At 58.8% G+C, this 15484-nt stretch carries 14 protein-coding genes; 12 read left to right on the top strand and 2 right to left on the bottom strand.

Going from position 1 to position 15484, the window contains the following annotated elements:
- Positions 1-10 precede the first annotated feature (10 nt).
- Positions 11-379 carry an ATP-dependent Clp protease adapter ClpS gene (gene clpS / locus CXQ82_RS18955; RefSeq protein WP_101271708.1) on the bottom strand — a complete coding sequence of 123 codons (369 nt, stop codon included), beginning with the start codon at positions 377-379 and terminating at the stop codon, positions 11-13.
- A 225-nt stretch (positions 380-604) separates the two neighbouring features.
- Between clpS and cspD the strand changes: the two genes are divergently transcribed.
- Positions 605-871, top strand: a complete 267-nt coding sequence (gene cspD, locus CXQ82_RS18960; RefSeq protein ID WP_101273831.1) for a cold shock domain-containing protein CspD — start codon at positions 605-607, stop codon at positions 869-871.
- 72 nt (positions 872-943) lie between these two features.
- Here the strand turns inward: cspD and icd are convergent, their stop codons facing one another.
- Positions 944-2200, bottom strand: a complete 1257-nt coding sequence (gene icd, locus CXQ82_RS18965; protein WP_101271710.1) for an NADP-dependent isocitrate dehydrogenase — start codon at positions 2198-2200, stop codon at positions 944-946.
- A gap of 494 nt (positions 2201-2694) precedes the next feature.
- Here icd and CXQ82_RS18970 point away from each other — a divergent pair, with 494 nt between their 5' ends.
- The 11 genes from CXQ82_RS18970 (at position 2695) to CXQ82_RS19020 (ending at position 15472) form a co-directional block, all read left to right on the top strand.
- Positions 2695-4920 (top strand): NADP-dependent isocitrate dehydrogenase, encoded by a 2226-nt coding sequence (locus CXQ82_RS18970; RefSeq protein WP_101271712.1) that lies wholly within the window; start codon positions 2695-2697, stop codon positions 4918-4920.
- 225 nt (positions 4921-5145) lie between these two features.
- Complete coding sequence (locus CXQ82_RS18975) at positions 5146-5592, top strand: NUDIX hydrolase (protein WP_101271714.1); 447 nt, start codon at positions 5146-5148, stop codon at positions 5590-5592.
- Between the two features lie 59 nt (positions 5593-5651).
- A complete protein-coding gene (gene mnmA, locus CXQ82_RS18980; protein ID WP_101271716.1) occupies positions 5652-6776 on the top strand; it encodes a tRNA 2-thiouridine(34) synthase MnmA in 1125 nt (374 codons plus the stop codon).
- Positions 6773-7396: a high frequency lysogenization protein HflD gene (gene hflD, locus CXQ82_RS18985; RefSeq protein ID WP_101271719.1), complete on the top strand. Its 624-nt coding sequence runs from the start codon at positions 6773-6775 to the stop codon at positions 7394-7396. The genes mnmA and hflD overlap by 4 nt, the downstream gene beginning before the upstream one ends.
- 124 nt (positions 7397-7520) lie before the next feature.
- Positions 7521-8891, top strand: coding sequence for an adenylosuccinate lyase (purB, locus tag CXQ82_RS18990; RefSeq protein ID WP_101271721.1), 1371 nt, complete (start codon positions 7521-7523; stop codon positions 8889-8891).
- Positions 8892-8975: 84 nt separating this feature from the next.
- Positions 8976-10142, top strand: coding sequence for a cupin domain-containing protein (locus CXQ82_RS18995; protein WP_101271723.1), 1167 nt, complete (start codon positions 8976-8978; stop codon positions 10140-10142).
- Positions 10135-10557, top strand: coding sequence for a GNAT family N-acetyltransferase (locus CXQ82_RS19000; protein ID WP_101271725.1), 423 nt, complete (start codon positions 10135-10137; stop codon positions 10555-10557). The genes CXQ82_RS18995 and CXQ82_RS19000 overlap by 8 nt, the downstream gene beginning before the upstream one ends.
- A 218-nt stretch (positions 10558-10775) precedes the next feature.
- Positions 10776-11513, top strand: coding sequence for a secretin N-terminal domain-containing protein (locus CXQ82_RS19005; protein ID WP_101271727.1), 738 nt, complete (start codon positions 10776-10778; stop codon positions 11511-11513).
- A 494-nt stretch (positions 11514-12007) separates the two neighbouring features.
- Entirely contained in the window at positions 12008-13333 is a 1326-nt protein-coding gene (gene aceA, locus CXQ82_RS19010) for an isocitrate lyase (protein ID WP_025858968.1), read from the top strand.
- Between the two features lie 1040 nt (positions 13334-14373).
- Positions 14374-14787 (top strand): NADH-quinone oxidoreductase subunit A, encoded by a 414-nt coding sequence (locus CXQ82_RS19015; RefSeq protein ID WP_003219575.1) that lies wholly within the window; start codon positions 14374-14376, stop codon positions 14785-14787.
- Between the two features lie 10 nt (positions 14788-14797).
- Entirely contained in the window at positions 14798-15472 is a 675-nt protein-coding gene (locus CXQ82_RS19020) for an NADH-quinone oxidoreductase subunit B family protein (protein WP_003174719.1), read from the top strand.
- Positions 15473-15484: the final 12 nt, after the last annotated feature.

Here is a 15484-nt window from a genome sequence, read left to right on the forward strand (position 1 = left end):
GTGGTCGGCGTTAACCGTCCTTCTCGATTTCACAGAGTAGCGGATGCTGGCTTTCCCTGGCGTACTGGTTGACCTGCATGGCCTTTGTCTCGGCGATGTCGCGGGTAAACACTCCACATACTGCCCGTCCTTCTGTGTGAACGGCCAGCATTACCTTGGTCGCCAACTCGCGGTTCAGGTTAAAAAACACCTCGAGCACTTCGACCACGAAATCCATCGGTGTGTAGTCATCATTGAACAAAACCACCTTGTACATCGGCGGCGCCTGTAAAGCAGGCTTGGCCTCCTGAACAGCAATGCCTGCAGAACCGTCGTCATCGTGTTCGTGATCCGGTCGATCCTGATTGAATGTTAGTCGAATCTGGCTGTTTGCATGCATGGAAAGAATGGTTCGTCAGTGGTTCAAATACGGTGATGGGGGCGACCTGTCAGAATTTCAACTCTGACCGACTGGTTGCCTTGACTATCGGCGAATCGGTGTTACAACCAATAGAACCCACAGTGGGTAAAAAAGGTCCGCGCAGTCAACCTTAATTTATTCGGGTTAGGACGGATAAACTGGATGATACTCCAGTGATGGAGTCTGGTGCAGAGGGATATGGGTATGTCTGGCGTCAAGATCAGTGGCAAGGTCAAATGGTTCAACAACGCCAAGGGATATGGTTTTGTTAACGAAGAGGGTAAATCCGAGGACCTTTTTGCGCACTATTCAGCGATTATCATGGAAGGTTACAAAACGCTGAAGGCAGGACAAACGGTCACCTTTGACATCATGCAAGGTCCAAAGGGGATACACGCCGTGAATATCGACACCGCCAAAGAAGAAGCAGCTGCAGCACATGCTCCTAAAGAAAGTAAACAAACGGCTTGATTCGCCGCCGAGCGTGCAGCTTGCGAAATGAAAACGGCCACGCCAACAATGTTGGCGTGGCCGTTTTTTATGTTACATATGCGAAATCAACGCATCGCCAAAGCCGGACGACGACACCAGCTTCGCACCGTCCATCAAGCGCTCGAAGTCATAGGTCACTGTCTTCGCCGAAATGGCCCCATTCGTGCCCTTGATGATCAGGTCCGCAGCCTCGACCCAACCCATGTGACGCAGCATCATTTCCGCCGACAGGATCAATGAACCCGGGTTGACCTGGTCCTTGCCTGCGTATTTAGGCGCAGTGCCGTGGGTTGCCTCGAACATGGCCACGGTGTCGGACAGGTTGGCACCCGGCGCGATACCAATACCGCCCACCTCCGCCGCCAGGGCGTCGGACAGGTAGTCACCATTGAGGTTGAGGGTAGCGATCACGTCATACTCGGCCGGACGCAACAGGATTTGCTGGAGCATCGCATCGACAATGGCGTCCTTGACCACTACATTCTTGCCGGTCTTCGGGTTCTTGAACTGCATCCACGGGCCGCCGTCGAGCAGGGTCGCACCGAACTCTTCAGCCGCCACTTCGTAGGCCCATTCCTTGAAGGCACCCTCGGTGAACTTCATGATGTTGCCTTTGTGCACGATGGTCAGCGAGTCGCGATCGTTATCCACTACGTATTGCAGGGCCTTGCGCGCCAGGCGCTTGGTGCCCTCCTTGGAAACCGGCTTCACGCCAATCCCGCAATCCTGGTCAAAACGGATCTTGGTAACACCCATTTCTTCCTTGAGGAACTTGATCACTTTGATCGCTTCCGGCGAGCCGGCTTTCCACTCGATCCCGGCATAAATGTCTTCGGAGTTTTCACGGAAGATGGTCATGTCGACATCGCCAGGCTTTTTCACCGGGCTGGGCACGCCTTCGAACCAGCGCACTGGCCGCAGGCACACATACAGGTCGAGTTGCTGACGCAGGGCCACGTTCAGCGAACGAATGCCGCCGCCGACCGGAGTGGTCAGCGGGCCCTTGATGGACACCACGTAATCCTTGACCGCATCCAGGGTTTCCTGGGGCAGCCAGGTGTCCTGATCGTAGACTTGAGTCGCCTTCTCGCCGGCGTAAACCTCCATCCACGAGATTTTGCGCTTGCCGCCGTAAGCCTTTTCAACAGCCGCGTCGACCACCTTGATCATCACCGGGCTGATGTCGACGCCAATACCGTCACCTTCGATGTAGGGGATGATCGGTTGGTCAGGAACATTGAGAGAATGGTCTGCATTGACGGTGATTTTGTCGCCGACTGCCGGAACCTGAATCTTCTTGTATCCCATGCTGAACTCCATCTATGGATTGAACATCTGGCTGCGTTCGAGCCTACTCCAGATAAATGGCGACTGAAACCTCACGCCATGCTCATTTGCATCGAAAACAGCATAATTTGTCGCCTACAAGCCTGAAAGCAAAGGGAAAAGCGCCAATCTTGAGCACATCGTGCGACTTTAGGCGTAGCCACCCTACCTGCGACCTTTAGACCAATGGACGACACACCTTTTGTATGAAGGCTCGGCGTAAGCATAGCGACCTATGTATAATGCCGCCGCTGACCAAAGAGTCACGCCGGCCGACCGCTCTATAACAGTGCCCTCCGCCAGAAAAGCCGGACTAAACAATAGTCCACCCGCTTGACGCTCGACTGATGCAACCCAACATCACCGCGAAGAAACCTCGACATTTCGCTCATGGATGACTTTGAACGAACGCGCTCCACCCGGCGCATCTCGAGTTTCTGCGCACGCTTTCAGCAAAGAAGAGAGTTAATCCGAATATGCCCACCCGCTCGAAGATCATCTACACCTTCACCGACGAAGCCCCAGCCCTCGCCACCTATTCATTGCTGCCTATCGTAGAGGCCTTCACCGCTTCCGCTGATATTGCCGTGGAAACCCGCGATATTTCCCTCGCCGGGCGCATCCTCGCAAGCTTCCCCGAGCAACTGGGCGCCAAGGCTATCCCGGACCACCTCGCCGAACTGGGCGACCTGGCCGTTACGCCTGAAGCCAACATCATCAAGCTGCCTAACATCAGTGCCTCGACCCCGCAGCTGCAAGCCGCGATCAAGGAACTGCAGGCCCAGGGCTACGCCCTGCCGGACTACCCGGAAACCGTAACCACCGACGCGGAAAAAGAAACCCGTGCACGTTACGACAAGGTCAAGGGCAGCGCCGTAAACCCGGTACTGCGCGAAGGCAACTCCGACCGCCGCGCGCCGCTGTCGGTCAAGAACTACGCTCGCAAGCACCCGCACAAAATGGGCGCGTGGGCTGCCGACTCCAAGTCCCACATCGCTCACATGAGCAATGGCGACTTCTACGGCAGCGAAAAAGCCGTACAGATCGAAGCGGCTGACGCTGTCAAAATTGAGCTTATCGCTCAAGACGGCAGCGCCACCGTGCTGAAAGAAAAGACCTCGGTTCAGGCCGGCGAAATCATCGACACCGCCGTGCTGAGCAAAAACGCCCTGCGCAGCTTCATCGCCGCTGAAATCGAAGATGCCAAGAAACAAGGAGTGCTGCTGTCGGTGCACCTGAAAGCCACCATGATGAAGGTCTCCGACCCGATCATGTTCGGCCAGATCGTTGCCGAGTTCTATAAAGACGCCCTGGCCAAGCACGCCACCGTGCTGGAGCAGATCGGCTTCAACCTGAACAACGGCATCGGCGACCTGTACGCGCGCATCAAGGCCCTGCCTGCCGAGCAACAAGCACAGATCGAAGCTGACATTCAGGCGGTCTACGCCGCTCGCCCTTCCCTGGCGATGGTTAACTCCGACAAAGGCATCACCAACCTGCACGTGCCGAGCGACGTCATCGTCGACGCCTCGATGCCGGCCATGATCCGTGACTCCGGCAAAATGTGGGGCACCGACGGCCAGCTGCACGACACCAAGGCCGTGATCCCGGATCGCTGCTACGCCACCATCTACCAAGCGGTCATCGAAGACTGCAAGGCCAATGGCGCTTTCGACCCAACCACCATGGGCAGCGTGCCAAACGTTGGCCTGATGGCAAAGAAAGCCGAAGAGTACGGTTCCCACGACAAGACCTTCCAGATCAAGGCTGACGGCGTAGTCCGCGTCACCGACAGCAAGGGCAACCTGCTGATGGAACAGAAAGTCGAAGCCGGCGACATCTTCCGCATGTGCCAGACCAAAGACGCGCCGATCCAGGATTGGGTCAAACTGGCCGTCAACCGTGCCCGCGCCAGCGACACCCCGGCCATTTTCTGGCTGGACCCTCAGCGTGCGCACGATGGCGTCGTGGTCGAGAAAGTTCAGGCTTACCTGAAAGACCACAACACCGAAGGCCTGGACATCCGCATCATGTCGCCGGTCGACGCGATGAAGTTCACCCTGGAGCGCACCCGCAAGGGCCTGGACACCATCTCGGTGACCGGTAACGTACTGCGCGACTACCTGACCGACCTGTTCCCGATCATGGAACTGGGCACCAGCGCCAAGATGCTGTCGATCGTGCCGCTGATGAACGGCGGTGGCCTGTTCGAAACCGGCGCCGGCGGTTCGGCGCCGAAACACGTGCAGCAACTGGTTGAAGAGAACTTCCTGCGCTGGGACTCCCTGGGCGAATTCCTGGCCCTGGCCGCTTCCCTTGAGCATTTGGGTGTTAATAACAACAACCCGAAAGCCCTGGTACTGTCCAAGACCCTGGACCAGGCCACCGGCCAGTTCCTCGACAACAACAAGTCGCCATCGCGCAAAGTCGGCAACATCGACAACCGCGGCAGCCACTTCTACCTGGCGCTGTACTGGGCTCAAGCCCTGGCCGCCCAGACCGAAGACACTGCACTGCAAGCGCAGTTCGGCGAACTGGCCAAGACCCTGAGCGACAACGAGGCAACCATCGTTGCCGAGCTGAACGCCGTACAGGGCAAGCCAGTGGACATCGGCGGCTACTACGCGCCGAACCCGGAGCTGACCAGCAAAGCCATGCGCCCAAGCAACACCCTCAATGCGGCCATTGCCAAGTTGAAGTAAGGTTGTAAGGATGCAAAGAAGCCCCGGCCCCGTGCCGGGGTTTCTGTTTATGCCCCCGATTTAATTGAAAAAACCCAATCAAAATGTGGGAGGGGCTTGCCCCCGATGGCGGTGGGTCAGGCACAGCTATATAAACTGACACTCCCGCATCGGGGGCAAGCCCCCTCCCACACTGACTGTTATCCTGTTCCAGGACTGCAGCGCATCTTGAATCCAGAGGCATTCATGACCTGGCAACCCCACATTACCGTCGCCACCATCGTCGAAGACAACGGCCGCTTCCTGATGGTTGAGGAACTCAAAGGCGGTCGCGCCGTGCTCAATCAGCCCGCCGGCCACTTGGACCCGAACGAAACCCTGACCGACGCCGCCGTGCGCGAAACCCTCGAAGAAACCGGCTGGGACGTCGAAGCCACTGGCATTGTCGGCATCTACCTGTACACCGCCCCCAGCAATGGCGTGACCTACCAGCGCGTCTGCTTCATCGCCAAAGCCCTGCAGCACCATCCGGACTATCAGCTGGACGAAGGCATCGTGCGTGCCCGCTGGCTCACCCGTGACGAGCTGATGGCCTTGCGCAGTGACTGGCGCAGCGAGCTGATCATCCGCTGCATCGATGATTATCTGGCCGGCCACAGGCACAGTCTCGAATTGATCCGCCCTTCTCTTTAGCCTTGAAGGCTTGAGCCTGATAGAATCGCGTCCTTTTTCAAGACACCCGTTGAAACCCTATGCGTGATCCAGCCCCTTCTGACACACAAAAGAAGCGCGTCATCGTCGGCATGTCCGGCGGCGTGGATTCTTCCGTTTCCGCCGTTCTGCTCATGGAGCAGGGTTATGAGGTGGAAGGCCTGTTCATGAAGAACTGGGAAGAAGACGATGGAACGGAATATTGCACCGCCATGGACGACCTGGCAGACGCCCAGGCCGTCTGCGACAAAATTGGCATCAAACTGCACACTGCCAACTTTGCTGCCGAATACTGGGACAACGTGTTCGAGCACTTCCTGGCCGAATACAAGGCCGGCCGCACGCCGAACCCGGACATCCTGTGTAACCGCGAAATCAAGTTCAAGGCGTTCCTCGACTACGCGATGATCCTCGGTGCCGACCTGATTGCTACTGGCCACTACGTGCGCCGTCGCGATATCGACGGTCGCACCGAGCTGCTCAAGGGCCTGGACCCGAACAAGGACCAGAGCTACTTCCTGCACGCCGTCGGCGGCGAACAGATCGCCAAGACCCTGTTCCCGGTGGGCGAGCTGGAAAAACCCGAAGTACGCCGAATCGCCGAGAAACACGGCCTGGCCACTGCCAAGAAGAAGGATTCCACCGGGATCTGCTTTATTGGCGAGCGCCGTTTCAGCGACTTCCTCAAGCAATACTTGCCGGCGCAACCGGGCGAGATCAAAACCACCGACGGTGAAGTGATCGGCCGCCACCACGGCCTGATGTACCACACCATTGGCCAGCGCCAGGGCCTGGGGATCGGCGGTTTGAAAGACGCCGGCGAAGAGCCGTGGTACGTGCTGGTGAAGGATCTGGAACACAACGTGCTGATCGTCGGCCAGGGCAACGAACACCCGCTGCTGTTCTCTGGCGCGCTGCTGGCTTCGGAGATCTATTGGGTCAACCCGATCGACCTGAGCACCCCGCGCCGCCTGACCGCCAAAGTGCGCTATCGCCAGGGCGACCAGCCCTGCACCCTGGAAAAAACCGCCAGCGGCTACCGCGCCACCTTCGACGACCCGCAGCGCGCGGTCACGCCCGGCCAGTCCGTGGTGTTCTATGACGGCGAGATCTGCCTGGGCGGCGGCGTGATTGAAGTCGCCGAGCCCTGGAGCAACCCGGCATGAGCCCGACCCAGGAGCAGTTGACGGCACTAGGCGGGGTTTTCCTTGCCGCGGTGCTGGTGGACAAGATCGCCAAGACTGGCCAGGTCACGGAAGCGGGCCTGACCTGCATGCTCGGCAGCCTGCTGATCCGTGACCCCAAGGACACCCTGGAAGTGTACGGTGGCGACGATATTGCCTTGCGTGAAGGTTACCGCGCATTGATCGGCGCCCTGGAACGCGACCCGAGCACCTTGCAGCGCGAACCGCTGCGGTATGCCCTGTCGATGCTCGGCCTTGAGCGCCAATTGGCCAAGCGCGACGACATGCTGGAAATCATCGGCAAGCGCCTGCCGCAAATTCAGTCCCAGGTTGAACACTTCGGCCCGGCCCACGAAAACGTGGTCGCCGCCTGTGGCGCGCTGTACCAGGACACCTTGAGCACCTTGCGCCAGCGCATCCAGGTGCACGGCGACATGCGCAACCTGCAGCAACCGAACAACGCCTCGAAAATCCGCGCCTTGCTCCTGGCCGGTATTCGTTCGGCGCGGTTGTGGCGGCAGTTGGGCGGCCATCGCTGGCAGCTGGTGATCAGCCGGCGCAAATTGCTCAAAGAGCTTTACCCGTTGATGCGCAACGAATAAGTCGCAGCAACCCGCTTTTTTATCGCCTCACGCGTAATACGCCGGTCAGTTGGCAACGGACCGGCGGATTTTTTCATGTATGATACGCGCCCCATTTCGTTGCCCGACTGTCCGAGAACACCCCATGCAGCTCTCTTCGCTCACTGCGGTTTCCCCTGTAGACGGCCGCTACGCCGGCAAAACCCAGGCCCTGCGCCCTATTTTCAGCGAATACGGCCTGATCCGTGCTCGTGTACTGGTTGAAGTGCGCTGGCTCCAGCGCCTGGCCGCTCACCCCGCCATCAGCGAAGTGCCGGCGTTTTCCGCCGAAGCCAACGCTGTATTGAACACCCTGGCGGAAAACTTCTCCCTGGAGCACGCCGAGCGTGTGAAAGAGATCGAGCGCACCACCAACCACGACGTCAAAGCCATTGAGTACCTGCTCAAAGAGCAAGCGGCCAAGCTGCCGGAACTGGCCCAGGTCAGCGAGTTCATCCACTTTGCCTGCACCAGCGAGGACATCAACAACCTGTCCCACGCCCTGATGCTGCGCGAAGGCCGTGATGACGTGATGCTGCCACTGATGCGCCAGACCGCTGAAGCGATCCGCGAACTGGCCATCCGCTTCGCCGACGTGCCGATGCTGTCGCGTACCCACGGCCAGCCGGCTTCGCCGACCACCCTGGGTAAAGAACTGGCCAACGTGGTGTACCGCCTGGAGCGCCAGATCGCTCAAGTCGCCGCCGTCCCGCTGCTGGGCAAGATCAACGGCGCCGTGGGCAACTACAACGCCCACCTCTCTGCCTACCCGGAAATCGACTGGGAAGCCAACGCGCGCGCCTTCATCGAAGACGAGTTGGGCCTGGGCTTCAACCCGTACACCACGCAGATCGAACCGCACGACTACATCGCCGAACTGTTCGACGCCATTGCGCGCTTCAACACCATCCTGATCGACTTCGATCGCGATATCTGGGGCTACATCTCCCTGGGCTACTTCAAGCAGCGCACCATTGCCGGTGAAATCGGTTCGTCGACCATGCCGCACAAGGTCAACCCGATCGACTTCGAAAACTCCGAAGGCAACCTCGGCATCGCCAACGCGCTGTTCCAGCACCTGGCCAGCAAGTTGCCGATCTCCCGCTGGCAGCGCGACCTGACCGACTCCACCGTACTGCGTAACCTCGGCGTGGGCTTCGCTCACAGCGTGATCGCGTACGAAGCCAGCCTTAAAGGCATCAGCAAACTGGAACTCAACGAGCAGAAAATCGCCGCTGACCTGGACGCATGCTGGGAAGTCCTGGCCGAGCCGATCCAGACCGTGATGCGCCGCTACAACATCGAAAACCCCTACGAGAAGCTGAAAGAATTGACGCGCGGCAAGGGGATCACCTCCGACGCACTGCAAACTTTCATCGACGGCCTGGATATGCCAGCCGCTGCCAAGGCCGAGCTGAAACTGCTCACCCCGGCCAACTACATCGGCAACGCGGTGGCCCAAGCCAAGCGCATCTGATTAGCGCAAGCCCTCTTGAGACGCCCGGCAGCGCCGGGCGTTTTTATTCCAGTCTGAAAAGTGCTTTTTTTCAATAGGTTACACATGAATCCTGATATCCCTCTTCAACTTCTGGGCGGCATCACGGCACGGGAATTCCTGCGCGACTACTGGCAGAAAAAACCCCTGCTGATCCGTCAGGCCATCCCTGATTTCGAAAGCCCGATCGACGCCGACGAACTCGCAGGCCTGGCCCTGGAAGAAGAAGTCGAATCGCGCCTGGTGATCGAGCACGGCGAACGCCCATGGGAACTGCGCCGCGGCCCGTTCGCCGAAGACACCTTCAGCACCCTGCCCGAGCGCGAGTGGACCCTGCTGGTGCAGGCGGTCGACCAGTTCGTGCCGGAAGTGGCCGAGCTGCTGGAGCAGTTCCGCTTCCTGCCAAGCTGGCGCATCGACGATGTGATGATCAGCTTCGCCGCGCCAGGTGGCAGCGTCGGTCCGCACTTCGACAACTACGATGTGTTCCTGCTGCAAGCCCAAGGCAAGCGCAACTGGAAGATCGGCCAGATGTGCAACTCCGAAAGCCCGCTGCTGCAACACGCGGACCTGCGCATCCTCGCTGAATTCGAAGAAAGCGCCGAATGGGTACTGGAACCGGGCGACATGCTCTACCTGCCGCCGCGCCTGGCGCACTTCGGCATTGCCGAAGATGATTGCATGACCTACTCGGTCGGTTTCCGTGCACCGAGCGCCGCTGAAGTGCTGACCCACTTCACCGACTTCCTCAGCCAGTACCTGACCGACGAAGAACGCTACACCGACGCCGACGCACAACCGGTCAGCGACCCGCACCAGATCCAGAGCGACGCCCTCGACCGCCTCAAGAGCCTGCTGGCCGAGCACATGAGCGACGAGCGCATGTTGCTGACCTGGTTCGGCCAGTTCATGACCGAGCCACGCTACCCAGAACTGGTGGCCGGCGAAGAACTGGACGAGCAGGACTTTATCAGCCACCTGCAAGACGGCGCGATTCTGGTGCGCAACCCGAGCGCCCGCCTGGCGTGGTCCGAAGTCGACGACGACGTGCTGCTGTTCGCCAGCGGCCAGAGCCGTTACCTGCCGGGCAAGCTGCGCGAACTGCTGAAACTGGTGTGCGCCGCCGATTCCCTGCACGCCGAGAACCTCGGCGTGTGGCTCGCGGACGAAGACGGTCGCGACCTGCTGTGCGAACTGGTCAAGCAAGGGAGCCTGGGGTTTGCCGATGAATAAGATTCACGTAAGTGTCGCGGACTGGCAAAAGGATATCGCCGAGATTCGGCGCATTCGTGAAGCGGTATTTATCGCTGAACAATCGGTCCCACCAGAGCTTGAGTGGGACGCAGACGACGCAGATGCCGTGCATTTCCTCGCATTCGAAGGCGACTTTCCGATTGGCACGGCGCGCCTGCTGCCTAGCGGTGAGATCGGCCGCGTGTCGGTACTCAAGGACTGGCGTGGCCTGAAGGTCGGCGACAAGCTGATGGAAGCGGTGATTGGCGTGGCCGAGCAACGCGGCCAGGCCAAGCAGTTCCTCAGTGCGCAGGTGTATGCGGCGCCATTCTACGAGCGACTGGGCTTCAAGATCGTCAGCGATGAGTTCCTGGAAGTCGGGATTCCGCATGTGGATATGGTGCGCGAGGGCTGATTCCAGACCGAGTCGCGCCCTTCGCGAGCAAGCCCGCTCCCACACTGACCGCACACAAGGTCAAAATGTGGGAGGGGGCTTGCCCCTGACGGCTATTTCAGCAACACCCAAAATGCCCTGCCATGCCAGGGCATTTTGCTGTCTAGGATTCAACTTGCACCCCGCCAGGCCGACAAACTGGCACTATCACGCCTAAATGACTCGCAGAGATAACGGACATGTCCCTACGCACCCTGCTCACCGCCCTCCTCCTGACCGCCAGCGCATCGGCAATCGCCGACACGGAAGTCGTCAACCTGAGCAATCGCACCAGCGCCGACCTGTTGCCCGTGGCGCAGAATTTCATCGGCAAGGACGGCACCGTGAGCGCCTATGGCAACCAGCTTATCGTTAACGCCGAGCCTGGCAAGATCCAGGACCTGCGCGCCCTCCTCGCGCAACTGGACACACCCGCCAAGCGCCTGCTGATCACTGTCGACACCAATGAAAACAACCAGCAAAACACCACGAACAGCCAAACCCGCATCATCAGCTACGGCACCGCCAGCCGTGACGGCGGCGTCCAGCAGATCCAGGCCAGCGAAGGTGTGCCCGCGCTGATCCAGGTAGGTCAGAGCGTGCCGCTGACCACCACCCAGCCTGACGCGTACGGCCGCCCGCAAAACCAGACCCAGTATCGCAACGTCACCCAGGGTTTCTACGTGACCGCCAGCGTCACCGGCGAGACCGTCCACCTGGCAATCAGTACCAACCGTGACCGCATGAGCCAGGAACGTCCCGATGTAGTGAACGTGCAAAGCACCGACACAACCGTCAGCGGGCGCCTGGGCGAATGGATCCCCCTGGCCGGCATCAATCGCGAGACCCAGGCCGACAAATCCTCTACAACCCGCAGCTACTCTACTCAAGGCCGTGATGACCTGACTTTGCGGGTCAAGGTCGACACCTTGAACTGAAGCACCAAAAACTGACTGATGAGTCGTCTTAGACTAAAGATGTAGTGCTCGAAAAAAAGCACTACAAAACATTTGACGATCCAAACAAGCATGGGCATGATGGCCTCGCTCCCGCTAATCAGGGGCCCTGGCAAGGGCCTTCGGATCGCCGCTCTAAGTTACCCACCTGAGCCGATTCGTGTCTGTACCGCCCACAAGGCGTGTTTGACGAGGTTGCGACTGGAACGAAGTTGTCCCGAGGGACGGAAGCTAACCAGGTAACCCGGCAACACGCTGATGGATCGTACAAAGGCCCACGACGCCCGAAGACTGTTCGCAGTTCGCCCTTACCTGCTCAACTCCCCCTTGAGCCAATCGTTCATCCCGTCGCCTTCCCCGCCAAGCCTGACTTGACCGCCTAAGCTTCTGGTCAGCGAGCAGCCATAACCACGCACTGATTACGTGGCTGGCAAATGGAATTTTCCACCTAGACCTATGCGACGAGGTTTTTCCCCATGGCACTGACACGCGAACAGCAAATTGCAGCCCTTGAAAAAGACTGGGCTGAAAACCCACGCTGGAAAGGCGTGACCCGCGCTTATTCCGCTGCTGACGTCGTCCGCCTGCGTGGCTCGGTGCAACCCGAGCACACCTTCGCAAAACTCGGCGCCGAGAAGCTGTGGAACCTGGTTACCCAGGGCGCCAAGCCGTCCTTCCGTCCCGACAAAGATTTCGTCAACTGCATGGGCGCCCTCACTGGCGGCCAGGCAGTGCAACAGGTAAAAGCCGGTATCCAGGCGATCTACCTGTCCGGCTGGCAAGTGGCAGCGGACAACAACTCCGCTGAATCCATGTACCCCGACCAATCGCTGTACCCGGTGGACTCGGTTCCAACCGTGGTCAAGCGCATCAACAACTCGTTCCGTCGTGCCGACCAGATCCAGTGGAAAGCCGGTAAAGGCCCGGGCGATGAAGGCTACATCGACTACTTCGCACCGATCGTGGCGGATGCTGAAGCCGGTTTCGGCGGCGTACTGAACGCCTACGAGCTGATGAAGAGCATGATCGAGGCTGGCGCTGCCGGCGTGCACTTCGAAGACCAACTGGCGTCGGTGAAGAAATGCGGCCACATGGGCGGCAAGGTACTCGTGCCTACCCAGGAAGCCGTACAAAAGCTGACCGCTGCCCGCTTGGCCGCTGACGTTGCCGGCACCCCGACCATCATCCTGGCCCGTACCGACGCCAACGCCGCCGACTTGCTGACCTCGGACTGCGATCCATACGACCAGCCATTCGTGACCGGCGAGCGCACCCAGGAAGGCTTCTACAAAGTACGCGCCGGCCTCGACCAGGCAATCGCCCGTGGCCTGGCCTACGCCCCCTATGCCGACCTGATCTGGTGCGAAACCGCCAAGCCGGACCTGGACGAAGCCCGTCGTTTCGCCGAAGCGATCAAAAAGGAATACCCGGACCAGCTGCTGTCCTACAACTGCTCGCCTTCTTTCAACTGGAAGAAGAACCTGGACGACGCGACCATCGCCAAGTTCCAGCGCGAACTGTCGGCCATGGGCTACAAGCACCAGTTCATCACCCTGGCTGGCATTCACAACATGTGGCACAGCATGTTCAACCTGGCGCACGACTACGCCCGCAACGACATGACCGCCTACGTGAAGCTGCAAGAGCAGGAATTCGCTGACGCCGCCAAGGGCTACACCTTTGTGGCGCACCAGCAGGAAGTAGGCACCGGCTACTTCGACGACATGACCACCGTGATCCAGGGCGGCACCTCGTCCGTGACCGCGCTGACCGGTTCGACCGAAGAAGAGCAGTTCCACTAAGCACCGCGTACACGGCCACTGCGGCCCCAAGGAAGACCTAACCGCAGTGCCGCACAACAATCACGCCCCGACTGGTTCGGGGCGTTTTTTTGCCTGGAGAAAATCCTATTGATCCACTGCGGGTTAAATGTGGGAGGGGGCTTGCTCCCGATGGCGGCGTGTCAGTTAGTACTTCTGTGACTGATCCACCCCCATCGGGGGCAAGCCCCCTCCCACATTGGAAATATGCCCAGCCTGAAAATTTCGCGCAAAATATTGATCCAGAGCGGTATCCACCCAATGTTGCCAGCACAAAGCCTACTGACTCACTGTGGGCTAAATGTGGGAGGGGGCTTGCCCCCGATGGCGGCGTGTTAGTCAGTACCTCTGTGACTGATCCACCCCCATCGGGGGCAAGCCCCCTCCCACATTGGAAATATGCCCAGCCCGAAAATATTGCGCAAAACATTCATCCAGAACGGTATCCACCCAATGTTGCCTGCACAAAGCCTACTGACTCATTGCGGGCTAAATGTGGGAGGGGGCTTGCCCCCGATGGCGGCGTGTCAGTCAGTACCTCTGTGACTGATCCAACCCCATCGGGGGCAAGCCCCCTTCCACATTGGAAATATGCCCAGCCTGAAAATTTCGGGCAAAACATTGATCCAGAGCGGTATTCACCCGATTCAAATCGGTTAAAAGATCCGTTCCAGCAACTAAGCGCTAATCATGCAAGTAACGGCAACTTCCCCCGCCATACGAGAAACATTCGCTTAAACCTCATGCAAACAATATTCATTATCATTTAGAGCATGAAAACTTCGTTACAGGTCAAACAAAACTTAATTGTTCAAAAGCCCGCTAATGCCCGCCACACAAGGGTTGCAGCCCCAAGAAGGTGCACTATGTCCTTATTCCGCCAAATAATTTCGCTATAGGAATTTTACTTGCCCGGTGTTTAGCCATAAAATCACCGCGATTGATTGCAGTGCGACATATCGTCACTGCATCGTTACTTTTTCGAGCTCAGAGACCTTTGCTCTCTGTTAAGGATTTCCAGCATGACCGAAGCGACAGGACTCATGGCCCACAACTGGGGCTTTGCCATTTTCCTCCTCGGTGTTGTCGGCCTCTGCGCCTTCATGCTCGGCGTCTCCAGCCTCCTCGGGTCAAAAGCCTGGGGCCGCAGCAAAAACGAACCGTTCGAGTCCGGCATGCTACCTACAGGTGGCGCCCGCTTGCGGCTCTCAGCCAAATTCTATCTGGTCGCGATGCTGTTCGTGATCTTCGATATCGAAGCCCTCTTTCTCTTTGCCTGGTCTGTGTCCGTCCGCGAAAGCGGCTGGACCGGATTCGTCGAAGCTCTCGTTTTCATAGCAATTCTGTTGGCAGGTCTTGTCTACCTATTCCGAGTGGGCGCCCTTGATTGGGCTCCGGAAGCTCGTCGTAAGCGGCAAGCGAAGCTGAAACAATGAGGCTTTGGCGATGCAATACAATCTCACCAGGATCGACCCGGATGCTCCTAACGAGCAGTACCCCATCGGCGAACGGGAAACCGTTTCCGACCCGTTAGAAGACCAAGTCCACAAAAACATCTACATGGGCAAGCTCGAAGACGTGCTGAGTGGCGCGGTCAACTGGGGGCGTAAAAACTCCCTGTGGCCGTACAACTTCGGTCTTTCGTGCTGCTACGTGGAAATGACCACCGCCTTCACGGCGCCCCATGACATCGCGCGCTTTGGCGCCGAAGTTATCCGGGCATCACCGCGCCAGGCGGATTTCATGGTTATCGCCGGAACCTGCTTTATCAAGATGGCGCCGATCATTCAGCGTCTCTACGAGCAAATGCTCGAACCGAAGTGGGTTATCTCCATGGGTTCGTGCGCCAACTCCGGTGGCATGTACGACATCTACTCCGTAGTCCAGGGGGTGGACAAGTTCCTGCCCGTGGATGTCTACGTGCCTGGCTGCCCGCCCCGCCCAGAAGCATTCCTGCAAGGCTTGATGCTGTTGCAGGAATCGATTGGCAAGGAGCGTCGCCCGCTGTCCTGGGTCGTCGGCGATCAAGGCGTGTACCGCGCCGAGATGCCGTCGCAAAAGGAACAGCGCCGCGAACAGCGAATCGCAGTCACCAACCTGCGCAGCCCCGACGAAGTCTGATCCAGCCCCGCT

It is taken from the genome of Pseudomonas sp. S09G 359 (assembly GCF_002843605.1).
Taxonomy (GTDB): Bacteria; Pseudomonadota; Gammaproteobacteria; order Pseudomonadales; family Pseudomonadaceae; genus Aquipseudomonas.